Origin of the sequence: Pseudomonas sp. (genome assembly GCF_035512415.1) — a bacterium.
In the GTDB taxonomy this organism is placed as follows: Bacteria; Pseudomonadota; Gammaproteobacteria; order Pseudomonadales; family Pseudomonadaceae; genus Aquipseudomonas.
In genome coordinates this window covers 14,661-39,143 of record NZ_DATKDZ010000022.1, presented here as the reverse complement: position 1 = coordinate 39,143, position 24,483 = coordinate 14,661, and the positions used below count along the sequence as shown (strand labels likewise).

Here is a 24,483-nt window from a genome sequence, read left to right as displayed (position 1 = left end):
GACAGCCGGTAAGGCTGTCACGAACGCTGTTAGCGCGGTACGTAGAGGGTCAGGGTCTGCCCTGGCTTGAGGGCTTTGCCGGCCCGCGGGTTCCAGGTTTGCAGGTTCTTCATCGGCACCTTGAAGCGCTTGGCGATCAGGTACAGGGAGTCGCCCTGGCGTACTCGGTAGTAGGTCACGTTGCTACGGGGTGAGCCGGCCGTTGCGCCGCTTGCGCCATGCAGGCTGAGGGTCTGGCCCACGCGCAGGGTGTTGCCCGAGAGCTTGTTCCAGCGCTGCACGTCCTTGACCGCAAGCTGGTGGTTCTTGGCGATCTGCCAGAGGCTGTCGCCGCTCTTCACCCTATAGGTACGGGGCTTCTGCGCGCTGCTGGGGCTGTGCTGCAGGCCCAGGTCGGCGAGCTGCGCGCCGGGCTGGGCGGGGATGCTCAGCACCTGGCCGATCCGCAGCGAGTTGCTGGTGAGCTTGTTGATGTCCTTGAGGGTATTGACCGTCAGTTGATGGCGGTTGGCGATGCTGTGCAGGCTGTCGCCCGAGCGCACCCGGTATTGCTGCCAGTCAACCAGTTCCTGGGGCTTCATCAAGAGCAGGTTGGCGGTCAGCAGTTCGGCCTTGTCGGTTGGTACCAGCAGGTGTTGCGGGCCGTCGAGGGTCACCCCTTTCTTGAAGGCAGGGTTGAGCAGATAGAGCTCATCCTCATCGAGGCCGGCCATGGCGGCCACCCGCGACAGATCCATGCGCTGTTTGAACTCGACCTTCTCGAAGTAGGGTTCATTGGCAATCGGATTGAGGCTGACGCCATAAGCCTGCGGGGTCATCACCACTTGCGACAGGGCCAGCAGCTTGGGCACGTAGTTCTGGGTTTCTTTGGGCAGGTTGAGGTTCCAGTAATCGGTCGGCAGGCCGAGTTTCTGATTACGCTCGATCGCCCGGCTAACCCGACCTTCGCCAGCGTTGTAGGCGGCGAGGGCGAGCAACCAGTCGCCGTTGAACATTTCCTTGAGGCGGGTCAGGTAACTGATGGCGGCATCGGTCGAGGCCATTACATCGCGCCGGCCGTCGTACCAGTTGGTCTGACGCAGGTTGAAGTTGCGCCCGGTGGAGGGAATGAATTGCCACAGGCCGACCGCTTGGGCGTGGGAATAGGCCAGGGGGTTGTAGGCGCTTTCGATCATCGGCAGCAGGGCCAGCTCCATCGGCATATTGCGCTGTTCCAGGCGCTCGACGATAAAGTGGATATAGGGGCTGCTGCGCTCGCCGACCTTTTCCACAAAGGAAGGGTTGCTGACGAACCACAGGCGCTGCTGCTCGATGCGCGGATTGAGGGTGATGCTGTCTTGCAGCTGATAGCCGGCGCGTACCCGCTCCCAGATGTCCTTGGGTTCTTCCGGTACTGGCGGCTGGATGCTGTCGGTCAGCCACTCGGGTTCCTGCTCCAGGCCGACGGCGCGATCGGTGTCGCGGCTGCGGTCGTCGGCGGGCTTCTCGCCCACGCTCTGACAGCCGGCGAGGGTTATGCAAAACACCACCGCAAGCGCCCGGGAGCCTTGGGTCAATGCCTTTAAATTCAAGGTCTTGCGTGGTGATTGGGGCATTGGCTGATGGGGACGTCCGGGCTGAAAGATCGGGGGATTCTAGGAACGAGGCCGGCGCTGGTCAAGTTTTAACCAGTCTTTTGTGGGCTTATCGTGCTTTTAGAACTTATCTTTCCAGGCGCGCAGGGCGGCAAAAACCTGCTCGTTAGTGCGCGCCATGGGGCCATCGCGTTCGTCGATCTTGCGCTGCACGCCGACTTCGGCGCTGCGCAGAAAGGGGTTGGTGGCGCGCTCCAGAGCCAGGGGCGAGGGCAGGCTGATTCGCCCGGCTTCGCGCCAGGCCGTGACCTGTTCGAGGCGCTGCTGGATCTGCTGATTATGCGGCTCCACCGCGACGGCAAAACGCAGGTTGCTCAGGGTGTACTCATGAGTGCAGAACACCTGGGTCTGCCCTGCCAGGGCGGCCAGACGGCTGAGGGAGGCGTGCATCTGCTCGGGGCTGCCTTCGAACAGGCGGCCGCAGCCTGCGGCAAACAGGGTGTCGCCACAGAACAGCCAGTGCTGTTGCGCCTGGTGGTAGGCAATATGCCCCAGAGTATGGCCGGGCACCTCGATAACGCTGAAAACCTGGCCCAACACCTCGACCTGGTCACCTTCGCCGAGTGCCTGGTCGCGGCCGGGAATCTGTTCTTTGGCCGGCCCCAGTACCCGGGCCCCACTCAGGGCCTTCAACCGTTCGATACCGCCGACATGGTCGAAGTGGTGATGGGTGATCAGGATATCGCTCAACTGCCAGTCGGGATGGGCCGCGAGCCAGGCTTCGACGGGGGCGGCATCGCCAGGGTCGACGACCGCGCAACGGCGTTGCTCGGGGTCCTGCAGCAACCAGATGTAGTTGTCGGAGAAAGCGGGCAGGGCGTCGATTTTTATCATGATGCGGGTCGCTAAGCAGGCCATAAAGGTGCATCTTAGGTCTCATTGGCGGTGCTGGCTATGCAGGTAATTTTTATGTCCGACCATCCTTTTGCTCTGGCCGACAGCGATTGGCTCAGCCTGATCGGCAAGGCGCGCAGCTGGTTCAACGGCCCCTACGGGCAATTGCTGCTGGAGCAGGAGCGTCACCTGCTGGAAGACGAGCTGGCGCGTTTCTTTGGCGGCTACCTGGTGCACTACGGCCCTTCGGCCCAGCCTATTCCCGATGCCGCACAGATCCAGCGCAGTGTGCGCCTGGGCGCGCCCTTCACTGGCGTGGAGATCGTCTGCGAGGAGCAATCCTGGCCCCTTACCGAACATGCCGCCGATGTTGTGGTGCTGCAGCACGGCCTGGACTTCAGCGTGTCGCCCCATGGTCTGCTGCGCGAGGCTGCGCGTAGCGTCAGGCCCGGCGGGCATTTGCTGATCGTCGGCGTCAACCCGCGCAGCGCCTGGGGCCTGCGCCATTTCTTTACCCGGGATGCCTTGCATCAGGCGCGCTGCATTGCGCCCAACCGGGTCAGCGACTGGCTGCATCTGCTGGGCTTCGCGCTGGAGAAACGCCGCTTCGGGTGCTATCGTCCGCCGCTTTCTTCGAGCGCCTGGCAGGCGCGCCTGGCTCCGCTGGAAACCTGGGGCGCAGCCTGGCAGCCGCCCGGTGGCGGCTTTTATGTGCTGGTGGCGCGCAAGTTAGTGGTGGGTTTGCGCCCGCTGCGCCAGCCGAGCCGCCAGCCCATGGGCAAGCTAGTGCCGATGCCGGTTGCCAAGGTCAGTCGCCGCGAGCCGCCGCAGAAATAGAACCGACCGAATATATTGAGTGAGAGATTGCAGCTACATGAATGAACAGGTCGAGATCTATACCGACGGTGCCTGCAAGGGCAATCCTGGCGTGGGTGGCTGGGGGGCACTGCTGATCTTCAAGGGTGTCGAGAAGGAGCTGTGGGGCGGCGAAGCCGATACCACCAATAACCGCATGGAGCTGACTGCGGCCATTCGTGCCCTGGCCGAATTGAAGCGTGAGTGCGATGTGCGCCTGGTTACCGACTCCCAGTATGTGATGCAGGGCATTCAGGACTGGATGCCCAACTGGAAGAAGCGCGGCTGGAAAACTGCGGCCAAACAGCCGGTGAAGAATGCTGACCTGTGGCAGCTGCTGGACGAGCAGGTAGGGCGGCACAAGGTGACTTGGCAATGGGTGCGCGGTCATACCGGCCACCCGGGCAACGAGCGGGCCGACCAACTGGCCAACCGCGGTGTAGATGATGTGAGGAGTGCGAAGCGTGCGTAGTGTAGTTCTCGATACCGAAACCACCGGTATGCCGGTGGGCGATGGCCACCGGATCATTGAAATCGGCTGCGTCGAACTGATCGGCCGGCGTCTGACCGGGCGGCACTACCATGTCTACCTGCAGCCGGATCGCGAGATCGACGAAGGCGCTATCGCGGTCCACGGCATCACCAACGAATTCGTTCAGGACAAGCCGCGCTTCAGGGAAATCGCCGATGAGTTCTTCGAATTTATCAAGGGCGCGCAGCTGATCATTCATAACGCCGCGTTCGACGTTGGTTTTATCAATAACGAGTTCGCCCTGATCAAGCAGGACGAGCGCGCCGATATCAGCGAGCACTGCTCGATTCTCGACACCCTGATGATGGCCCGTGAGCGCCACCCAGGGCAGCGCAACAACCTCGATGCCCTGTGCAAGCGCTATGGCGTCGACAACTCCGGTCGTGACCTGCACGGCGCTTTGCTTGACGCCGAGATTCTCGCCGACGTTTACCTGACCATGACCGGCGGGCAGACCAATCTGTCCCTGGCCGGCGACGGTTCCGAGGGCGACAGCAACGGTCGCCAGCAGCCCAGTGCGATTCGTCGCCTGCCGGCCGAGCGTGCGCTTACCCGGGTGATCCGCGCCAGCGCGGATGAGCTGGCTCTGCACCAGGCGCGCCTGGCCGCCATCGAGAAATCTGCCGGCGCTCCCGCGCTGTGGCAGCAGCTGGAACAGGCTGGCAGCGAAGGTTGAGAAGGGCCGCGAGTTATCGACTCGCGACCTTTTCGTACAGCGGCACGCAGAGGGGGTTCCGCCTGGCGAGGCGAGCCTCTACCCTGAGGCGATAGGCAAGCCAGTACTTGCCAGTCTCAGGGACGCCACAATGTATAAAGACCTCAAATTCCCCGTCCTGATCGTGCACCGTGACATCAAGGCCGATACCGTGGCCGGTGACCGGGTACGCGCCATCGCCCAGGAACTGGAGCAGGACGGCTTCAGCATTCTCTCCACCGCCAGCTCCGCCGAGGGGCGCATCGTCGCCTCCACCCACCACGGTCTGGCCTGCATCCTGGTCGCCGCCGAGGGGGCGGGCGAAGACAAGCGCCTGTTGCAGGACATGGTCGAGCTGATCCGGATCTCCCGGGTACGCGCGCCGCAGCTGCCGATTTTCGCCCTGGGCGAACAGGTGACCATCGAGAACGCGCCGGCCGAAGCCATGGCCGACCTCAATCAGCTGCGCGGCATTCTTTACCTGTTCGAAGACACCGTGCCCTTTCTCGCCCGCCAGGTCGCCCGCGCCGCACGTAATTACCTGGATGGCTTGCTGCCGCCGTTTTTCAAGGCCCTGGTGCAGCACACCGCGCAGTCCAACTATTCCTGGCACACCCCCGGCCATGGCGGCGGCGTGGCCTATCGCAAGAGCCCGGTGGGCCAGGCGTTTCACCAGTTTTTCGGCGAAAACACCCTGCGTTCCGACCTCTCGGTATCGGTGCCGGAGCTGGGGTCGCTGCTCGATCACACCGGTCCCCTGGCCGAGGCCGAAGCCCGTGCGGCGCGCAACTTCGGTGCGGACCATACCTATTTCGTGATCAACGGCACCTCGACGGCGAACAAGATCGTCTGGCACAGCATGGTCGGCCGTGATGACTTGGTGCTGGTGGACCGCAACTGCCACAAGTCGATTCTGCATTCGATCATCATGACCGGCGCGATCCCGCTGTACCTGTGCCCTGAGCGCAACGAGCTGGGCATTATCGGGCCGATTCCGCTGTCCGAATTCAGTCGCGAATCGATTCAGGCCAAGATCGATGCCAGCCCCCTTGCCCGTGGCCGCGTGCCGAGCAGCAGCGGGGCCATGGTCAAGCTGGTGGTGGTGACCAACTCCACCTACGACGGCCTGTGCTACAACGCCGAGCTGATCAAGCAAACCCTGGGCAATAGCGTCGAGGTGCTGCATTTCGACGAAGCCTGGTATGCCTATGCGGCCTTTCACGAGTTTTACGCCGGGCGTTACGGCATGGGCACCGCGCGTACCGAGAATGCGCCGCTGGTGTTTACCACCCACTCCACCCACAAGCTGCTGGCGGCCTTCAGCCAGGCCTCGATGATCCATGTGCAGGATGGCGGCGTGCGCCAACTGGATCGGGATCGCTTCAACGAAGCCTTTATGATGCACATCTCCACCTCGCCGCAGTACGGCATCATCGCTTCTCTGGACGTGGCCTCGGCCATGATGGAGGGCCCAGCGGGCCGTTCGCTGATTCAGGAAACCTTCGACGAGGCCCTGAGCTTTCGCCGTGCCCTGGCCAACCTGCGGCAGAACCTGAGTATCGACGACTGGTGGTTCAGCATCTGGCAGCCGCCTCAGGCCGGTGGCGACAATGTCAGCACCGTCGACTGGCTGCTGCAGCCGCAGGCCGACTGGCATGGTTTCGGCGAGGTGGCCGCAGACTATGTGCTGCTCGACCCGATCAAGGTCACCCTGGTCACTCCCGGCTTGACCGCGGGCGGCACCCTGGACGCTCAGGGCATCCCCGCGGCCGTGGTCAGCAAGTTCCTCTGGGAGCGCGGCCTGGTGGTGGAGAAGACCGGTCTGTATTCCTTCCTGGTGCTGTTCTCCATGGGCATCACCAAGGGTAAGTGGAGCACCCTGCTGACCGAGCTGCTGGAGTTCAAACGCAGCTATGACGCCAACCTGCCGTTGAGCGATGTGCTGCCTTCGATTGCCCAGGCCGGCAAAGCCTTTTATCAGGGCATGGGCCTGCGTGATCTGTGCGATGCCTTGCATGCCTGCTACCGCGAAAACGCCACAGCCAAGGCGCTCAAACGTATGTACACGGTGCTGCCGGAGGTGGCGATCAAGCCGGCCGATGCCTACAACCAGCTGGTGCGCGGCGAAGTCGAGGCGGTGCCGATCGAGCAGTTGGAAGGGCGCATCGCCGCGGTAATGCTGGTGCCTTACCCGCCAGGTATTCCGCTGATCATGCCGGGGGAGCGCTTTACCGCGCAGACCCGTTCGATCATCGACTACCTGATGTTTGCCCGCACCTTCGACCTGAGCTTTCCGGGTTTCGATGCCGATGTGCACGGTTTGCAGCGCGAGGAGGGGGTCTACACGGTCGACTGCATCAGGGTTTGATCGCCCTCTGGCTCGGCAGCTTATCTGCCGGGCCAGGCCCGACTTTTATGAAGCTCAGCAGATCAAGCGGTTATCGTGGATAACTGAAAATTGAGCTTAACTTTGATGACGTGTCCTGCGTCACAGAGGACAGCATCGACATTTATGTCGTGGTTGTTATAGTTGCTCGATTTTTAGCATAAGAAGAATGCCATGCGCGCTTGCGCCCCTGCTGAGGATGACTGCCATGTCCGACTACAAAGCCTTTAATGTCGTGTTGGCAGATAAGGTCGCCCATGTGGTGATCAATCGCCCGGAAAAGATCAACGCCATGAGCGCCGATTTCTGGAGCGAAATCATCGACATCTTCCGCTGGGTGGACAACACCGATGAAGTGCGGGTAGTGGTGCTTTCCGGGGCGGGCAAGCATTTCTCTTCGGGTATCGACCTGATGATGCTGGCGCAATTGGGCAGCCAGATGGGCCCTGATGTGGGCCGCAATGCGGAAAAACTGCGACGCAAGATTCTTGAGCTGCAGGCCTCCTTTAATGCCGTGGACAATTGCCGCAAGCCGGTACTGGCAGCCATTCAGGGTTACTGCCTGGGCGGCGCGATCGACCTGATCTCGGCCTGCGACATGCGTTACTCGACGGTCGATGCACAGTTCTCGATCAAGGAGATCGATATCGGCATGGCCGCCGATGTTGGCACCTTGCAGCGTCTACCGCGGATTATCGGTGACGGCATGATGCGTGAGCTGGCCTTTACCGGCCGCACCATTGATGGCGAAGAGGCGCGCAGCATCGGCCTGGTCAACCGCACCTATGCCGACACCGACGCCCTGCTCGACGGGGTCATGGCCATTGCCCGTGAAATCGCCAGCAAATCGCCGGTGGCGGTGCGCGGTACCAAGGAAATGATTCGCTATATGCGCGACCATCGGGTCGACGATGGCCTGGAATATATCGCCACCTGGAACGCCGCCATGCTGCAGTCGGTCGATCTGCGGGTGGCCATGGCCGCCCATATGAGCAAGCAGAAGCCGGAGTTCGCCGACTGATGCCGTCCTTCCACCTGTTTTTCTCACCGACGCGGGAGGCGCAATAGCTCATGGTATCTGGAGCCACGTCACTCAATCTGGTGCGCGATGAACTGTTCACCACCATGGAGGAGGCCGAGTCGAGTCTCGAACAGTTTATCGCCGATCGGCACAACGGCAGCCTGCTGCAGCAGGCGGTGGAAAACCTGCAACAGGTACGCGGCACGCTCAACCTGATCGAGCTTGCCGGGGCCGAGTTGCTGGCCCAGGAAGTGCTCGACCAGGCCACCGATATCCCCGCAGGCGCTGGCGAAGAGCGTGATGCCCAGCTGTCGGCCCTGAGCAATGCCTTGCATGTGCTGCGCCGTTATCTGGAAAACGTTGAAGCCAATCGCCAGGAACTGCCCGAGCTGTTGTTGCCGGCGATCAACGACCTGCGTCAGGCCGGCGGCCAGCAGGGCTTGCCGGAAAGCTTCTTTTTCAGCGTACGACTCGATCACGAGCGCCCGCGCAGCGCACCAGCGGCCCTTGATGCGGCCGCCAAGACAGCGGAAGGGCGGCGCTTGCGTCATATGTATCAAGTGGGTCTGCTCGGTTTTATCCGCGAGCAGAACGCCCAGGCCAGCCTGAAGCTGATGGGCCGCGCCTTGAGTCGTCTGGACAACCTGTTTGCCAACGAGCCGCGAGGGCGCTTGTGCTGGATTGGCGCGGCCGCGCTGGAAGCTCAGGTGGACGGTCAGCTGCTGCCGCGTAGATCGCGCAAGCAACTGTTCTCGCGGCTGGACCGCGAGCTCAAGCAGATGCTCGGCAACGGCCAGTATGAGGCTCCGCGCAGCCTGCTCAAGGAGCTGCTCTACCTGGTGGCGCTGGCCGACAGCCGTGGCCCGCAGGCCCTGGCCCTGAGTGAAGTCTTCGCCCTGACGCCGATGCCGTTTACCGATCATATGCTGGAGGCCGAATACCAGCGCCTGGCAGGCCCGGGGCAGGCGGTCATGCGCTCGCTGAGCGCGGCGATTCGCGAGGAGCTGACCAGCGTCAAGGATATGCTCGACCTGATCGAGCGCGGCACCGTGCAGGCGGATAGCCTGAGCAACTTGCATGCCTTGCTTGGCAAGCTGAGCAAGACCCTGGGCATGGTCGGCTTGAGTTCAGCGGGCAACGCCCTGGCTGCACAATTGCAGACTGTCGCCAGCTGGAGCGAGGAGCAGGCCCCTGATTCCGCGCAGCTGAACAGCCTGGCGGATGCGGTGCTCTATGTCGAAGGCATGGTCGCCAGCCTGGAGAGTGGCGAGCGGCGCGAGCCGCGGCCTGCCCAGGCGCAGCCGGTCAGCGATGCAGAGTCCTTTGCCCTGCATCAGCTCAATGAGGCGCGCATCGTGGTGGTCGATGAGGCCCAGGCCGGTCTGGCGCTGGCCAAGCGTGCGATCACTGCCTATCTGGAGTCGGGCGGCGAGCGTATGCACCTGTCCAATGTACCGTTCAGTCTGCAGGCGGTGCGTGGTGGCCTGTGGTTTCTTGAACAGGAGCGTGCCGCACTGCTGGTGGGCGCGTGCGCCGATTACATCCAGAAGCAGATGTTCGAAGCGCCGCAGATGCCTTCCGAGCAAATGCTGGAAACCCTCGCCGATGCCCTCAGCAGCCTCGAGTATTACCTGGAAGCCGGCGCGGTGATGCGCCCGGAAACCAAACCCAGCGTCCTTGATCTGGCGGCCGAGAGTGTCCGAGCTCTTGGTATGCCCTTGGTGGCTTGAATGAAGCAGCGTTGGCAACCCGCTCATCTCGATAGCCAGCAACCGGGCGGTTGGGTGCTGGCACACTGCAAGCAGCACTTTCTGGCCGATAGCAATGGTGTGCTGTTCCCCCGCGAATGGCTGAAAAAGCAGGAATTGCCGATTCTGGCCGAACACGGCGTGGGGTATTTCGATGGCGATGCCGTTTACCTGCTCGAATTGGAACAGCCGGCCGATATGCCTGGTTGTTCCTGGCAGAGCCTGCGCCAATTTATGCTGCAGGGCGACGACGATACCTTCAGGCTGCTCAGCTATGCCACGCAGATCGGCACCTGGGCGCGTCAGCACCGTTTCTGCGGCAGCTGTGGCGGTGCCATGCAGCACATCGCCGGCGAGCGCGCGATGCATTGCCCGCGCTGCGAGCTGCAGCATTACCCGCGCCTGTCACCGAGCATGATTGTGCTGGTAACCCGTGGCGACGAAGTGCTGCTGGCCCGTTCGCCGCGTTTTGTTGCCGGGGTCTATAGCACCCTGGCAGGGTTCGTCGAGGCCGGTGAATCGGTTGAGCAGTGTGTGGTCCGCGAAGTGCGCGAGGAGGTGGGGGTTGAGGTCGGCAACCTGCGTTACCTGGGCAGCCAGGGCTGGCCATTTCCCCACTCCCTGATGCTCGGTTTTCACGCCGAGTATGTCAGCGGCGATATCGTTATGCAGGCCGATGAAATCGAGGATGCGCAGTGGTTCAGCGTGCACGATCTGCCGCCGCTGCCGGCGGCCCGTTCCATCGCCCGCTATCTGATCGATGTCTATGTCGCACGCCAATTGGGGCTGCCCGAGCCGTTGCTGCCGGGATAGCCGCGTAGGCTACGCCAGCCCGAACCAGTGCTGCCAGGCCAGGCGCACGGTCAAGCCCAGTACCACCAGGATAAATACCGGGCGGATAAACTTCGAGCCGCCCTTGATCGCCGTGCGCGCGCCGAGGAAGGCCCCAACCATCAGCGCCAGGCCCATGCTGATGCCGAGTAGCCAGGCCACCTGACCGCTGAGGATAAACACGCTGAGGGCGCAGGCATTGCTGACGAAGTTCATGCTGCGTGCTACGCCACTGGCCCGTACCAGATCGAGCGGGTAGAGCAGCAGGCTGCTAACCGTCCAGAACGCGCCGGTGCCTGGCCCCGCCACCCCATCGTAGAAACCCAAACTGAGGCCCTGCGGCCATTGCCGACCCTGGGCGATGGGGGCGTCGGCCAGCAGCGGTGCGGCGGGTGTCTTGCCGAACAACAGGTATAGGCCGCAGGCAAAGACCACCACCGGCAGCATCTGGTTGAGCCAGGCCGACGGCACCCATTGCGCCAGCGCCGCCCCCAGCAGCGCGCCCACGGCAGTACCGATCAGCGCATTGCGCCATTGCCGGGGGGCAAACAGCTTGCGCCGGTAAAAGGTGTAGCTGGCGGTGGCCGAGCCAAAGGTCGAGCTGAGTTTATTGGTGCCCAGGGCCAGGTGCGGCGGCAGGCCCGCGGTGAGCAGAGCGGGAATGGTCAGCAGGCCGCCACCACCAGCGATGGCGTCGATAAAGCCAGCTATGAAGGCAACCAGGGCCAGAATCGCCAGGGTCGAGAGATCGACGCCGAGCTCGAAGGGGAAAGGCATGAAAAACACGTCCTGTGTCTGATTGTGTGGTTCTCTTGCTGTTCGCAAGCCAGGCAGCTGCGCATAATGCCGGCATTTTCCAGCATAAGGAATGGACCTCGATGCAATATGGCGGACTGGCGTGGGCTACGGCATTGCTGGCAGTGCTGGCGGCCTTGGTGGCGACCCGAATCCTGTTTAACCGGCAGTGGTTTATGGGGTGGTTGCGCGGTACCTGCGGGCTGGCATTTCTCGGCCTGGCAGCGCTTATCGGCGTTCTGACCTACGACATCAGCAGTTACCAACCGATCCCCCAGGACAAGCCCCTGGCCACCCTGAGCTTCAAGGCCGACGGGCCCTACTATCGGGTCAGCCTGCTGGAGGGCAATCGCGAGCGCAGCCTGACCCTGGAGGGCGATCTCTGGCAACTGGATGCGCGCTTGCTGCAGTGGAAGGGGTTGGCGGCCCTGATCGGCCTGGAGCCGGGCTATCGCCTGGAAAAACTCTCGGGACGTTTTCTTTCCATCGAGCAGCAGTCTCTGGCTCAGCACGCACGGGTCGCCCTGGCGCACAGTCCCTATGGCATCGACCTGTGGCGCTGGTTGCGGCTTGGCCAGCACGATCTGTTCATCTTCGACCCGCAGGGGCTGCGGGTGAACTATCTGCCGATTGCCGACGATGCCGTCTACAGCATCAGCCTGACCCCGGCAGGCTTGCTCGCCAAGCCGATGAATCAGGCCGCCAAACAGGCCCTGCAGGACTGGCAATAAACTTCAGGCCATAAAAATTGCCTGGAGCAATTTTTAACGTCGCGTAGCGACGGCCCGTAGGGTGGCCGCCATGGATGGCAGGCCATAAAAAGGGACCCGCGGGTCCCTTTCTCTTATCCGCTTCAGCTCACTTAGGAGAGGAAGCCGCCATCGACGTTCAGCGATACGCCGGTGGTGTAGCTGGAAGCATCGCTGGCCAGATAGAGCACCGCGCCGGCCATCTCGCTCGGGTCGGCAACACGCTTGAGCGGAATACGCTGCAGGGCGATTTTGAGGATGGCGTCGTTTTTGGTCAGGGCCGAGGCAAACTTGGTGTCGGTCAGGCCCGGCAGCAGGGCGTTGCAGCGGATGCCAAACTGCGCGCATTCCTTGGCAAACACCTTGGTCATGCTGATCACGGCAGCCTTGGTCACCGAATAGATACCCTGGAACTCGCCTGGCGAGACGCCGTTGATCGATGCGACGTTGATGATGCTGCCACCACCGTTGGCCTTCATCAGCTTGCCGCCTTCGATGGACATAAAGTAGTAACCGCGGATGTTCACATCGACGGTTTTCTGGAACGCGCCCAGATCGGTGTCCAGTACGTTGCAGAACTGCGGGTTGGTGGCGGCGTTGTTGACCAGGATGTCCAGGCGGCCGAACTGCTCCTTGATTTGTGCGAAGACGTTGCTGATCTGCTCCATCTCGCCGATATGGCAGGCCACAGGAGTGGCTTTGCCGCCAGCGGCGATGATGGCGTCGGCGACTTTCTGGCAATCGTCGATCTTGCGGCTCGAGACGATTACATGAGCGCCTTGCTGGGCCAGCAGTTTGGCGATGGCCTCACCGATGCCGCGGCTGGCACCGGAGACGAAAGCGATCTTGCCGTCGAGGTCGAACAGTTGGGTTTTGGACATGGGCTTTTCCTTTCCTGATTTGAGAGGCCTGTTCGGCCGTTTACAGCTGCGATTTATTAATGACCTGCAGGCTCATCTGCTCCAGCAGTTTGTTCATCTGAATAAACTGGGCGAAGCGTTTGTCCTGGGTCTGGCCATGGAAGTAGCGGTAGTAAATTTGCTGCACGATACCGGCCAGGCGGAACAGACCGTAGGTGTAGTAGAAGTCGATGCTTTTGATTTCGATGCCCGAACGTTCGGCGTAATAGTCGGCGAACTGTTGGCGGGTGAGCATGCCCGGGGCATTGCTTGGCTGGCGGCGCATCAACTGCACCGGCGCTGGGTCAGCGGCTTCGATCCAGTAGGCGAGGGTGTTACCCAGGTCCATCAGCGGGTCGCCGATGGTGGTCAGCTCCCAGTCCAGCACGCCGATGATCTGGCTCGGGTTCTGCGGGTCGAGAATCACGTTGTCGAAACGGTAGTCGTTGTGGACGATGGCCGACTTGGCGTGATCGGCGGGCATCTTATCCTTGAGCCAGGCTTTGACCGGCTCCCAGAGTGGCGCGTCGGGGGTCAGGGCCTTGTCGTAGCGATCACTCCAGCCGCCAATCTGCCGTTGCACATAGCCTTCGGGCTTACCCAGATCGCCGAGGCCGCAGGCCTGGTAGTCGACGTTGTGCAGCTCGACCATCTTGTCGATAAAGCTCTTGCACAGTTCGCGGGTCTGCTCGGCGCTGAAGTTCAGCTCAGCCGGCATGTCCGAACGCAGGATGATGCCGTTGACCCGCTCCATCACATAGAACTCGCCCCCGATCACCGACTCGTCGGTGCAGTGCACATAGGCCTTGGGGCAGTAGGGGAAGCCGGCATTGAGCTGGTTGAGGATGCGGTACTCGCGGCCCATGTCATGGGCGGATTTGGCCTTGTGGCCAAAGGGCGGGCGGCGCAGGACGAATTCCTGGTTTGGGTATTCGAGCAGGTAGGTCAGGTTCGAGGCACCACCGGGAAACTGGCTGATACGCGGCTCGCCAGTAAGGCCGGGGATATGTGCCTTGAGGTACTGGTCGATAACCGCGGTGTCGAGTTCTTCGCCTTCGCGGATGCGGGTGGACTGGTCGGTAAGCGCCATGTTTATCCCTTCTACTTATGATGGGTGCCCAAGATTATTGGTTAATCTAATGCTGCGGTCGGTTGCTCACAAGCGATACGCGCCGTTATAGGCTGGCGTGTTGCCACACAATCAGGCTGCCTGATTGACCATTGAAGCCTAGTTTGCGGGCATAAAAAAATTGCCGGGAGCAATTTTTAACGTCGCGTAGCGACGGCCCGTAGGGTGGCCGCCATGGATGGCCGGGCACAAAAACGCCGGGAGCGGTTTTTGCGCGTAAGCCCCGAAGGGGTGAAGCGCATGGATGTGCTGAACATAAAAAAACCGGAGTACGAGACTCCGGTTTTTTCTGTTCTGCGTAGTGCCTTGCCGCTTAAACCGGGAACAGTTCGCCCAGTTTCATGGCCAGCATCATGTCGCCTTCGGCGCGCAGTTTGCCGGACATAAAGGCCTGCATGCCATCGGTCTCGCCGCTGGTGATGCCTTTCAGGGTTTCGGTGTCCATGATCAGGGTGACGCTGGCGTTGGGGTTGTCACCTTGCTCAACGGCGCAGGTGCCATCCTTGACGATCAGGGCGTAGTTCTCGCCGTCTTCGATGTTGAACTGGAAGACCAGGTCCAGGCCTGCGGCGGCACTGGCGTTGAATTTGGACTGCATGGTGGTGACGATGTCTGCAACGCTCATGTTGTTTTCCTTTTCTCAGGTTTTTCTAGCGCCGGTATGGGCGCAGTGGGCCGGTACTCAACGGTAGGTGATGAGTTCCGGCGTCTTCAACAGCTGTAAATGCACATGGCTGTTGAAGGAAGCCAGGCTCACCTGGCTGCCACGAAACTTCAGGCAGCTGAGTGAGGTGTTAACGATTTGCCAGTTCAGCTCGAAAGCCTGCGCCGGCGCAATACCTGTAATCAGATGGAGCAGGGCGGTGATAGTGCCGCCGGAGGTGAATACGGCAATGTTCTGTTTGCTCTCGGCCTGCTCAAGCAAGCGCTCGAGGCCGCCGCGCACCTGCTCGACAAAGCCTTGCCAGCTTTGCAGATCGGGCTGGTCATGCTCGCCAGCGATCCAGCGACCGATCAGTTTGGCGAACAGGCGCTGGAATTCGGCACGATTACTCGGGCCATTGCGCAGGATATGCAGGGCTTCAGGTTCTTCGCCAAGCATGCCTGGGAGCAGGGTGCGCACCACCGCGTCGGCATCGAACTCATTGAAGGCCGCATCGATTTCCAAGGCGGGCACGTCGATGGCCGCTGCGCGCAGTTGCTCCAGGGTGGTATTGGCTGTGTGCTGCTGGCGACGCAGGTCGCCGCTCAGGCTGCGGTCGAGGCGCGTGCCGAGTTGGGCGAGGTGTGCGCCCAGCACTTCGGCCTGGCGAATTCCGACGGGCGATAGCACATCGTAATCGTCTGCACCGAAGGAGGCCTGGCCATGTCGAATCAGGTAGATGCTGCCCACGTCCGCTAAGATCCCGGTACGTTGAAGTTTTCGCGAGGTTATGGGGAAGCCGGGGAGCTGTCAACGTAAAAACATACGCTTGTTTGAATTGCACCATTGCAATCAATGTCTGCTCCTGGCTCGCTGGTCGCGGGCCAGTGGCCTCGGTATGCTTGGGCAACATCGGCGTGCTGACGAGTAGGCGCTGCTATCTGGATTAGGGGGAATGCGTGGAGTTTATTGCGGAGTATGTGGGCTTTCTGGCCAAGACGGTGACCCTGGTGGTGGCCATCCTGATCGTGCTGGTGGCGATTGCCGCATTGCGCGGACGGGGGCGGCGCACTGCCGGCCAGTTGCAGGTCAATAAACTCAACGACTTCTACAAGCAACTGCACCAGCGCCTGGAACAGGCGGTGCTGGACAAGGACCAGCTGAAAGTCGCGCACAAGGCCGAAGCCAAGGCGGCCAAGCAGGCGAAAAAAGCCGGCAGCCACAAGCCCCGGGTCTATGTGCTGGACTTCGATGGCGATATCAAGGCGTCGGCCACCGACAACCTGCGCCACGAGATCACCGCCTTGCTGAGTATGGCCACCCCCGAGGATGAAGTGGTGCTGCGCCTGGAAAGCGGCGGCGGCATGGTTCACAGCTACGGCCTGGCGTCCTCGCAGCTGGCGCGTATTCGCCAGGCCGGCGTGCCGCTGACCATCTGCATCGACAAGGTCGCGGCCAGCGGCGGCTATATGATGGCCTGCATCGGCGAGAAGATTATTTCCGCGCCGTTCGCCATTCTCGGCTCCATCGGCGTGGTGGCGCAGCTACCCAACGTGCATCGTCTGTTGAAGAAACACGACATCGACTTCGAGGTGCTCACCGCTGGTGAATACAAGCGCACCCTGACGGTATTTGGCGAAAATACCGAGAAGGGCCGGGAGAAATTCCAGGAAGACTTGGAAACCACCCATGTACTGTTCAAGAATTTTGTGGCGCGCTATCGCCCGCAGTTGGATATCGACGATATCGCCACGGGCGAAGTCTGGCTGGGCCTTAGCGCCCTGGAAAAGCAGCTGGTCGATGAACTCAAGACCAGTGACGAGTACCTGGCAGAGCGGGCGAAGAGCACCGAGCTGTTTCATTTGCACTATGCCGAGAAGAAATCCTTGCAGGAACGTGTAGGGCTGGCAGCCAGCGTGGCGCTGGATCGCTTTGCCCTGACCTGGCTGAGCCGTTTGCAGCAGCGTTTCTGGTAATCCGTTTGCTACAGGGGAAGACGATGAGTGGGTTCAACGCATTGCAGGCTGTCGAGAACGCCGCCGGCCAATTCGAGCAGGTGATGGTTCAGCGCGAGATCGATCAGTTGCCCGCCGGCGAGTTGCTGGTGCGGGTTAAATATTCCTCGCTCAATTACAAGGACGCCCTGTCGGCCAGCGGCAACCGCGGCGTGACCAGAAGCTTCCCGCATACCCCGGGCATCGATGCAGCAGGGGTGGTTGAGGCGTCTGCCGTGGCCGAGTTTGGCGTTGGCGATGAGGTGATAGTCACCGGTTACGACCTGGGTATGAATACCTCCGGGGGCTTTGCCCAGTACATCCGCATTCCGGCTGCCTGGGCGCTGAAGCGGCCCAAGGGCCTGTCCCTGCGCGAAGCCATGCTGCTGGGGACTGCGGGGCTTACCGCGGCGCTGTGTGTCGACAAGCTCGAGCAGGCAGGAATGACTCCGGATGCCGGCCCCGTGCTGGTGACCGGTGCCACGGGTGGCGTCGGCAGTATCGCTGTGGTGTTGCTCAATACTCTGGGCTACCGCGTGGCCGCCTCGACGGGCAAGGCCGAGCAGGCGGTTTTTCTCAAGGGCCTGGGGGCGCAGGAGATCGTCTCGCGCGCTGAGTTGCTGGAGGGCGTCGAGCGGCCCGTGCTCAAGGAGCGCTGGGGCGGTGCGGTGGATACGGTGGGCGGCGACATCCTGGTCAATGTACTCAAGTCGTTGCGTTATGGCAGCAGTGCCGCCTGCTGCGGCCTGACCGCAGGCGTGGCCCTCAACGGCAGTGTGCTGCCGTTTATCCTGCGCGGAGTGAACCTGCTGGGCGTCGATTCGGTGGAGCTGCCGTTGGTGGTCAAGGCCTCGATGTGGGACCGACTGTCGCTGCAATGGAAGCTCGATCTGGAGCCCCTGGTCACAGAGCTGGGCCTGGCCGAGCTGCCTCAGGCCATCGGCCGGATACTGGCGGGTCAGCAGGTTGGCCGCGTATTGGTCAACCTCGACTGAGCCGTTTCGGCTTCGATGCATGGTTCAGCGCCAGGGAGTGTTATGGCTCGCAGTACCCGTAAAGATGAGATTCTCCAGGCCGCCTTGGCGTGCGTAACCGAAGTGGGGGTGGATGCCACCACCATCGAGATGATTCGCGATCGTTCAGGTGCCAGCATCGGCAGCCTGTATCACCATTTCGGCAACAAGGAGCGCATCCTGGCGGCGCTCTATATGGCCGGTACCGCACAGTATGCCGAACTGCTGGAGCAGGGCTTTGCCGGGGCCGATAGCGCCGAGGCCTGCGTCAAGCTGCTGGTCACCAGTTATATCGACTGGGTGGTGGCCAACCCGGACTGGGCGCGCTTTGTTCTGCACAGCCGTGGCCGGGTCGAGGCCAGTGAAATGGGCGAGCAACTGCGCGAAGCCAATCAGCAGCACTACGCGCGGATCCTCCAGGCCCTGGCGGCCTATCGGGAGCAGGGCTGTTTCAAGGTCATGCCGAGCGATTGCTTTGCCTCGGTGATCATCGGCCCGACCCATGACTTTTCCCGCAACTGGTTGGCCGGACGGGTACGCAGCGACCTGGCGCAATGCCGTGAGCTCTTTGCGCAAATCGCCTGGGACAGTGTGCGGGCCATTTGAGACCGATAAAAAAGCCCCGCCTATTTGCGGATAGGCGGGGCTTTTTGTTGCCTTTGATCAGGCGCGGCGGCGGAACAGCGGCAGCGGCTGGTCGCTGGAGGCCTGATAGACCTCGCTGAACTCCTCGAAGGCTTTCAAGGCATCCAGCGGGTCCTTGTCCTCACGCAGGGCGAAGGCATCGAAGCCCACGCGCAGGTAGGAGAACAGCTGGTCGCGCAGCACATCGCCGATGGCGCGCACTTCGCCCTTGTAGCCGTAGCGGTTGCGTAGCAGGTAGGCGGTGGAGCAGTGGCGGCCATCGGTGAAGGCCGGGAAGTTCAGCGCGATAACCTGGAAGTTATCCAGCTGATCGGCGATTTCCTCGATTTCCTCACCGGCGTCCAGCCACACGCCCAGCCCGCCATCGCGGGCCTTGAGCGCCGTGCTGTGTTCGATCCACAGGGCCAGCGGTACGATCAGGTCGGCGCAGTTGGAGATGCCGTCCAGCGTGGCGTCCTTGGGCAGCAGATGCCAGCTTTCATCGATCAGCTGGCCATTCTTAATGATTCGCTGCATATACGCGCTCCTTGAACGGGTCGACACCGATACGGCGGAAGGTGTCGAGGAAACTCTCTTCTTCATCGCGGCGCTCGACATAGACCTTGACGATCTTGTCGATCACATCGGCCATGTCCGCTTCGGCGAAGGATGGGCCGAGGATCTGTGCCAGGCTGGCGTCACGGCCGGCGCTACCGCCGAGGGACACCTGATAGAACTCCTGCCCCTTCTTGTCCACCCCGAGGATGCCGATATGGCCAACGTGGTGGTGGCCGCAGGCGTTCATGCAGCCGGAGATGTTCAGGTCGATATTGCCGATGTCGAACAGGTAATCCAGGTCATCGAAACGGCGCTGGATGGCTTCGGCAATCGGGATCGACTTGGCGTTGGCCAGGGAGCAGAAGTCGCCGCCCGGGCAGCAGATGATGTCGGTCAGCAGGCCGACGTTCGGCGTGGCGAATCCATTCTCGCGCAGCTCGCCCCACAGGGTGAACAGCTGCGCCTGCTCGACATCCGCCAGAATGATGTTCTGGTTGTGGCTGTTGCGCACTTCGCCAAAGCTGTAGCGGTCGGCCAGTTCGGCGATCACGTCGAGCTGCTTGTCGGTGACATCGCCCGGGGCCACGCCGGTCGGCTTGAGCGACAGGGTGACGGCGACATAGCCCGGCTTTTTGTGCGCAAAGGTGTTGCGCTGACGCCAGCGGGCAAAGCCTGGGTGCTCGGTATCCAGGGCAGCCAGCGCGGCGTCCTGGTCGTCGAGGGCTTGGTAGCTTGGGTCGATAAAGTGCGCGGCAACGCGCGCCACTTCGGCTTCGGTCAGGGTGGTGGGGCCGTCTTTCAGGTGGGCCCACTCGGCATTGACCCGCTCGGCGAACACCGCAGGTGTTAGCGCCTTGACCAGAATCTTGATGCGCGCCTTGTATTTGTTATCACGACGGCCATAGCGGTTGTACACACGCAGGATGGCGTCGAGGTAACTGATCAGGTGCTGCCACGGCAGGAATTCGTTGATAAAGCTGCCAACGATCGGGGTACGGCCCAGGCCGCCACCGACGGAGACGCGGAAGCCCAGCTCACCAGCGGCGTTCTGTACCGCTTCCAGGCCGATGTCGTGCACTTCAATCGCTGCACGGTCGCTGGTCGCACCGTTGACCGCAATCTTGAACTTGCGCGGCAGGTGGGTGAACTCGGGGTGGAAGGTCGACCACTGGCGAATAATTTCGCACCACGGACGTGGGTCGACGATTTCATCCTTGGCCACACCGGCGAACTGGTCGGTGGTGGTGTTACGGATGCAGTTGCCGCTGGTCTGGATCGCGTGCATCTGCACGGTGGCCAGCTCGGCGAGGATCTCCGGCACATCTTCCAGATCCGGCCAGTTGAACTGCACGTTCTGCCGGGTGCTGATATGCGCGTAACCCTTGTCGTAGTCACGGGCAATCTTGGCCATCATGCGAACCTGCGCGGATGACATCAGGCCGTAGGGCACGGCAATGCGCAGCATCGGCGCAAAGCGCTGGATATACAGGCCATTCTGCAGGCGTAGCGGGCGGAATTCTTCGCCGCTCAGTTCGCCAGCCAGGTAACGGCGGGTTTGATCGCGGAACTGCTTGACGCGGTCCTCGACGATTTGTTGGTCGTACTGGTCGTATACGTACATGAAGTGTCCTGTTATCAGGCTTTTTACAGCTAATCAGCGCGCACGGCCGCGCACTCCCTGCGGAGCCGAAGGAAGATACCAGCTCAGGGTTATGCGCAAAAGTGATGTTTGAGTATATGGAAAGAACTTAAAGGGATAAGTGAGGGGTGGAACATAACCTCTGAGCTTGAGTAAGTGCCCTGACTGGTCTTAACTGCAGGGGCGATTCACCCATAATCACAACAAGAGGGGTAGCCATGAGCGAACATACCGAATCTGATAACGGCGACAGCGCTGTAGATGCCAAGGCGATCTTTGCCTTGATCCTGATCTTTGTCGCCACCGCGGTGTTCTGGGTCAGCCAGCAATAAGCCACGCCGTCTCCGGGCTCGGAGGCATGGGTACTGAGCGCGCCAGAGCGGCGGTACGAGACAACAAGCCGGTAGCAGTGTCACTGCTGCCGGCTTCTTTATGCGTCGGATTTATGCCGGGCGGCCGCTGTGCAGCCCTCAGGGCTCCTGACAGCTCAGGCTATCGGCCTGGCGATAGAGCGTGAGGAGCTTGCGGGTGATGGTCTGCTGAATATCGTCGCGCTCGAAGGTGGAGAGGCGGGTCAGGCGGCTGACCTGCAGGCGATGCAGGTGGATATAGGGCATCTGCTGATTGAACTCGCGCAAATCGCCTTTCATCATGATCGGCAAAAATACATCGCCAGCCTTTTTCTGATTGCTGATGATCTGCGCCAGGGCCTGTTTGAACGGCATGGTCTTGGGGGCCGGTCCGCCTTCCTTGAACATGGTGGTGAGCAACAGGCCGGGTTTGCCCAGCACCACGCCTGGCAGCACACAGAGACCGGTTGGGCGCACGGCCTGGGACTCGATGCCGTGCAGCGTGTCGTGGAAGGCGTAGGGGTTGGGCAGCACCACCATCTTGCGGCCCTGATCGCTGGGGAAGTGCAGGTTGTAGTTGGTGTACAGCTGGTGCACCGACTCGGAGAACACGCACAGGCGGTTTTCGAACAGCTTGATAAAGCGCTCGGCCAGTTCGCGACGAGCGATGCTGTTCAGATCCCAGACCAGGTCCTGATTCTGCGCGCGATTGAGGTCAACTTCCTGATGTTCCATGCTGCTCATTAAGTCCTCATACGCGAAACTGTCCGAGCAATCCGTTTAACTGCTCAGCCAACTGCCCAAGACGACGGCCCGCCTCGCTGGATTGCTCGGCAGCCAATGCATTGTTATGGGCCAGGCTGGCAGCCTGGGTGACATTCTGATTGATATCTTCGACTACGTGAGATTGTTGCAGCGTAGCGCTGGCGATGGAAGCATTCAAGCCGATTAGGTTGCGCAGGCCATTGGCGATCAGGGTGAGGCTGGCCCCAGCCTGGCTAGCCTGTTCGATAGTCTGCTGCGAGGCGCGGCTGCTCTCGTTGATGACCTTGACCGCCGCTTCCGAGTTGCCCTGCAGGCGCTCGATCATGCCCTGAATCTCGGCGGTGGACTTCTGCGTGCGCTGTGCCAACAGGCGTACCTCGTCAGCGACCACGGCGAAGCCACGGCCTTGCTCGCCGGCACGGGCGGCTTCGATCGCGGCGTTGAGGGCCAGCAGGTTGGTTTGTTCGGCAATTGAACGGATGACTTCCAGCACGCTGCCGATCTGGGTGCTTTCCTCAGCGAGGGTCTGGATGACCTCGACGGCCTGATTGATGGTGCCAGACAGCTGGTTGATCTGCCGCAGGCTTGCATCGATATTCTGCAGCCCCTGCTGGGCCTGCTCTTCGGCGGCATGCACCTCGGAGGAGGCGTGTTCGGCGTTCTTTGCCACATCCTGTACGCCGTAGGTCACTTCATTGATCGCGGTCGCCACCAGCTCCATCTGTTGCGATTGTTGTTCGCTGTGCTGCTGCGCCGTCCCGGAAACCTGGCCAAGGGCATTAGCGGCCTTGTCGAGTTCGCCGGCGGAGTCGAGTGATTGTCTGATTACCTGGCGCAGCTTGTCGGTAAAGGCATTGAAGTGCCTGGCCAGGGCCGTGAGTTCATCGCCACCGCTGGCGTCCAGATTACGCGTCAGGTCGCCGTCGCCGCTGGCGATATTGGCCATGGCGCTGACGGCCTGCTGCAGCGGTTGGGTGATGCTGCGCACGATCAGCAGCAGGAGCACAACCATCAGTATCGCGATGGCCCCACCAATGGCGACTGCCTTCAGGGCCTGGGCCTGGAACTCGGCTTGGACGTCATCCACATAAACGCCTGAACCGATAATCCAGCCCCAGGGCTGGAACAGTTCGACATAGGAAACCTTGGGTACCGGCTCGCTGGAGCCGGGTTTTGGCCAGCGGTAGTTGACCTGGCCCGCCCCCTTGCTCTTGCTGATGGCGACCATTTCATTGAACAGGGCTTTGCCGTCTGGGTCCTTGAACCCGGAGAGGTTCTGCCCATCCAGCTTGGGATTGGTAGGGTGCATGATCATGACCGGGGTCTGGTCATTGATCCAGAAGTACTCCTGGCCGTCGTAGCGCAGCCCCTTTATGACGTTCATGGCCTGGGCCTGGGCCTCTTCACGGCTTATGCCGCCACTGCTTTCCAGGCTGTGGTAATGCTTGAGGATACCGGCGGCGCTTTGCACCACATGCTGGGTTTTTTCGCCTTTGGCGGCATAGAGGTCTGTATGGATCTGGCGCAACAGCAGCGCGCCTTGAAAAATCAGCATCACAATGGCCACTAACAGGATCAACCAGAGACGACGACTAATGGGCAGGCTACGTAGGCTGTTCATGGTTTGGCTCTCTCACGGGGCGTCGGGCGCCTCTTATAGGGTAATGACATCGCGGAATACGTTAGACATTAGGCTAATTGCACCTGGGCAGTCGATTATTAACGGTACTGCCACTGTTTATGGGCACACTTTTTGGTGCCGCGCGAGGCTGTTGCGTGCCGGCTGTGGCATCATCTGCGCGCAGCGCTGCCGTTCGGATAGCGACACTGAACTTTCCGTCTTACGTAGCTGTCTGATTTGGCTTGTCTTTATTACCCGGTTGTTATGACTCGGTTGTTCGCACGCGGTGGCGTGCGCTTTTAGGGAGTTCGGATGGATCTGTGGGTGGCTTTTCAGGCGCTTATTCTTGGGATAGTTGAGGGGGTTACCGAGTTTCTGCCGATCTCCAGTACGGGGCACCAAATTATCGTCGCCGACCTGATTGGTTTCGGCGGCGAGCGGGCGATGGCCTTCAATATCATCATCCAGCTGGGGGCGATTCTCGCGGTGGTGTGGGAGTACCGGCGCAAGATCCTCGATATCGTTGTGGGCCTGCCGAAAGAGCCCTTGGCCCAACGTTTCACGACCAATCTGCTGATCGCCTTTCTGCCCGCCGTGGCGCTGGGCGTATTGTTTGCCGACCTGATCCATCATTACCTGTTTAACCCGATCACCGTGGCGCTGGCGCTGGTGGTGGGCGGGGTGATCATGCTCTGGGCCGAACGGCGCACGCATCTGGTACACGCCGAGAGCGTGGGTGAGATGACCTGGAAGGATGCGCTGAAGATCGGTTTCGCCCAGTGCCTGGCGATGATTCCGGGTACTTCACGCTCCGGCGCAACGATTATCGGCGGCCTGCTGTTCGGGTTGTCGCGCAAGGCAGCGACCGAGTTCTCCTTCTTCCTTGCCATGCCGACCATGGTTGGCGCGGCTGCGTACTCCGGCTACAAGTACCGCGATCTATTTCAGATCAGTGACCTGCCGGTGTTTGCCATTGGTTTTGTCACCTCCTTTATCTTCGCCATGATCGCGGTGCGGGCGCTGCTCAGTTTTATCGGCAAGCACAGCTATGCCGCCTTTGCCTGGTATCGCATCGGTTTCGGCTTGTTGATTCTGGCGACCTGGCAGTTGCAGTGGATCGACTGGAGCACGGCACAGCCCTAAGTATTCAGGGGATAAATAAAGGCGCA

The 24,483-nt window shown here is 61.3% G+C and carries 23 protein-coding genes; 12 read left to right on the top strand and 11 right to left on the bottom strand.

The features are described 5' to 3' along the window. Positions 1–29: 29 nt before the first annotated feature. A complete protein-coding gene (locus VMP31_RS11170; protein ID WP_325507069.1) occupies positions 30–1,595 on the bottom strand; it encodes a lytic transglycosylase domain-containing protein in 1,566 nt (521 codons plus the stop codon). Positions 1,596–1,694: 99 nt separating this feature from the next. Further along, positions 1,695–2,468, bottom strand: coding sequence for a hydroxyacylglutathione hydrolase (gene gloB, locus VMP31_RS11165; RefSeq protein WP_325507067.1), 774 nt, complete (start codon positions 2,466–2,468; stop codon positions 1,695–1,697). A 75-nt stretch (positions 2,469–2,543) separates the two neighbouring features. Between gloB and VMP31_RS11160 the strand changes: the two genes are divergently transcribed. From VMP31_RS11160 to nudC, 7 genes are all read left to right on the top strand, one after another. Then, positions 2,544–3,305, top strand: a complete 762-nt coding sequence (locus tag VMP31_RS11160; protein ID WP_325507065.1) for a class I SAM-dependent methyltransferase — start codon at positions 2,544–2,546, stop codon at positions 3,303–3,305. 37 nt (positions 3,306–3,342) lie between these two features. Next, the gene (gene rnhA / locus VMP31_RS11155; protein ID WP_325507063.1) at positions 3,343–3,795 is read left to right on the top strand and encodes a ribonuclease HI; all 453 of its coding nucleotides are present in this window, start codon (positions 3,343–3,345) and stop codon (positions 3,793–3,795) included. Then, on the top strand, positions 3,788–4,531 hold the full coding sequence (gene dnaQ / locus VMP31_RS11150) for a DNA polymerase III subunit epsilon (protein ID WP_325507061.1): 744 nt from the start codon (positions 3,788–3,790) through the stop codon (positions 4,529–4,531). Before rnhA ends, dnaQ begins: the two co-directional genes overlap by 8 nt. Positions 4,532–4,661: 130 nt before the next feature. Beyond that, positions 4,662–6,917, top strand: coding sequence for an Orn/Lys/Arg decarboxylase N-terminal domain-containing protein (locus tag VMP31_RS11145; protein ID WP_325507059.1), 2,256 nt, complete (start codon positions 4,662–4,664; stop codon positions 6,915–6,917). Between the two features lie 226 nt (positions 6,918–7,143). Next, the gene (locus tag VMP31_RS11140) at positions 7,144–7,956 is read left to right on the top strand and encodes a crotonase/enoyl-CoA hydratase family protein (RefSeq protein ID WP_325507057.1); all 813 of its coding nucleotides are present in this window, start codon (positions 7,144–7,146) and stop codon (positions 7,954–7,956) included. Between the two features lie 50 nt (positions 7,957–8,006). After that, positions 8,007–9,686 (top strand): ferrous iron transporter B, encoded by a 1,680-nt coding sequence (locus tag VMP31_RS11135; RefSeq protein ID WP_325507055.1) that lies wholly within the window; start codon positions 8,007–8,009, stop codon positions 9,684–9,686. Further along, the gene (gene nudC / locus VMP31_RS11130) at positions 9,687–10,517 is read left to right on the top strand and encodes an NAD(+) diphosphatase (RefSeq protein WP_325507052.1); all 831 of its coding nucleotides are present in this window, start codon (positions 9,687–9,689) and stop codon (positions 10,515–10,517) included. Between the two features lie 9 nt (positions 10,518–10,526). Here nudC and VMP31_RS11125 read toward each other — a convergent pair whose 3' ends face one another. Continuing rightward, positions 10,527–11,312 (bottom strand): TSUP family transporter, encoded by a 786-nt coding sequence (locus VMP31_RS11125; protein WP_325507050.1) that lies wholly within the window; start codon positions 11,310–11,312, stop codon positions 10,527–10,529. Between the two features lie 101 nt (positions 11,313–11,413). On the opposite strand from VMP31_RS11125, the gene VMP31_RS11120 reads away from it, so the two are divergent. Then, on the top strand, positions 11,414–12,061 hold the full coding sequence (locus VMP31_RS11120; protein WP_325507048.1) for a hypothetical protein: 648 nt from the start codon (positions 11,414–11,416) through the stop codon (positions 12,059–12,061). A 131-nt stretch (positions 12,062–12,192) separates the two neighbouring features. Here VMP31_RS11120 and VMP31_RS11115 read toward each other — a convergent pair whose 3' ends face one another. The 4 genes from VMP31_RS11115 to VMP31_RS11100 all read right to left on the bottom strand — a co-directional run bounded on the left by VMP31_RS11115 (position 12,193) and on the right by VMP31_RS11100 (position 15,500). Further along, entirely contained in the window at positions 12,193–12,960 is a 768-nt protein-coding gene (locus tag VMP31_RS11115) for an SDR family oxidoreductase (protein ID WP_325507046.1), read from the bottom strand. Positions 12,961–13,000: 40 nt separating this feature from the next. Next, positions 13,001–14,068 carry a phosphotransferase family protein gene (locus VMP31_RS11110; RefSeq protein ID WP_325507044.1) on the bottom strand — a complete coding sequence of 356 codons (1,068 nt, stop codon included), beginning with the start codon at positions 14,066–14,068 and terminating at the stop codon, positions 13,001–13,003. A gap of 352 nt (positions 14,069–14,420) precedes the next feature. Further along, entirely contained in the window at positions 14,421–14,732 is a 312-nt protein-coding gene (locus tag VMP31_RS11105) for an SCP2 sterol-binding domain-containing protein (protein ID WP_325507042.1), read from the bottom strand. 57 nt (positions 14,733–14,789) lie between these two features. Then, positions 14,790–15,500: a histidine phosphatase family protein gene (locus tag VMP31_RS11100; protein ID WP_325507040.1), complete on the bottom strand. Its 711-nt coding sequence runs from the start codon at positions 15,498–15,500 to the stop codon at positions 14,790–14,792. A 209-nt stretch (positions 15,501–15,709) separates the two neighbouring features. Between VMP31_RS11100 and sohB the strand changes: the two genes are divergently transcribed. From sohB to VMP31_RS11085, 3 genes are read left to right on the top strand one after another with little or no spacing between them, the layout of a single operon-like run. Next, the gene (gene sohB, locus VMP31_RS11095) at positions 15,710–16,726 is read left to right on the top strand and encodes a protease SohB (RefSeq protein ID WP_325507038.1); all 1,017 of its coding nucleotides are present in this window, start codon (positions 15,710–15,712) and stop codon (positions 16,724–16,726) included. Positions 16,727–16,749: 23 nt separating this feature from the next. Continuing rightward, the gene (locus tag VMP31_RS11090) at positions 16,750–17,739 is read left to right on the top strand and encodes a YhdH/YhfP family quinone oxidoreductase (RefSeq protein WP_325507036.1); all 990 of its coding nucleotides are present in this window, start codon (positions 16,750–16,752) and stop codon (positions 17,737–17,739) included. Between the two features lie 42 nt (positions 17,740–17,781). Then, complete coding sequence (locus VMP31_RS11085; RefSeq protein ID WP_325507034.1) at positions 17,782–18,363, top strand: TetR/AcrR family transcriptional regulator; 582 nt, start codon at positions 17,782–17,784, stop codon at positions 18,361–18,363. Positions 18,364–18,420: 57 nt separating this feature from the next. On the opposite strand, the gene VMP31_RS11080 is transcribed toward VMP31_RS11085, so the two are convergent. From VMP31_RS11080 to VMP31_RS11065, 4 genes are all read right to left on the bottom strand, one after another. Beyond that, the gene (locus tag VMP31_RS11080; RefSeq protein WP_325507032.1) at positions 18,421–18,918 is read right to left on the bottom strand and encodes a DUF934 domain-containing protein; all 498 of its coding nucleotides are present in this window, start codon (positions 18,916–18,918) and stop codon (positions 18,421–18,423) included. Further along, positions 18,902–20,560 carry a nitrite/sulfite reductase gene (locus tag VMP31_RS11075; protein ID WP_325507030.1) on the bottom strand — a complete coding sequence of 553 codons (1,659 nt, stop codon included), beginning with the start codon at positions 20,558–20,560 and terminating at the stop codon, positions 18,902–18,904. The genes VMP31_RS11080 and VMP31_RS11075 overlap by 17 nt, the downstream gene beginning before the upstream one ends. Positions 20,561–21,048: 488 nt before the next feature. Beyond that, the gene (locus VMP31_RS11070; protein WP_325507028.1) at positions 21,049–21,672 is read right to left on the bottom strand and encodes a hypothetical protein; all 624 of its coding nucleotides are present in this window, start codon (positions 21,670–21,672) and stop codon (positions 21,049–21,051) included. Positions 21,673–21,679: 7 nt separating this feature from the next. Then, positions 21,680–23,314 carry a methyl-accepting chemotaxis protein gene (locus tag VMP31_RS11065; RefSeq protein ID WP_325507026.1) on the bottom strand — a complete coding sequence of 545 codons (1,635 nt, stop codon included), beginning with the start codon at positions 23,312–23,314 and terminating at the stop codon, positions 21,680–21,682. 312 nt (positions 23,315–23,626) lie between these two features. On the opposite strand from VMP31_RS11065, the gene VMP31_RS11060 reads away from it, so the two are divergent. Then, positions 23,627–24,457 (top strand): undecaprenyl-diphosphate phosphatase, encoded by an 831-nt coding sequence (locus VMP31_RS11060; RefSeq protein WP_325507025.1) that lies wholly within the window; start codon positions 23,627–23,629, stop codon positions 24,455–24,457. Positions 24,458–24,483 lie beyond the last annotated feature (26 nt).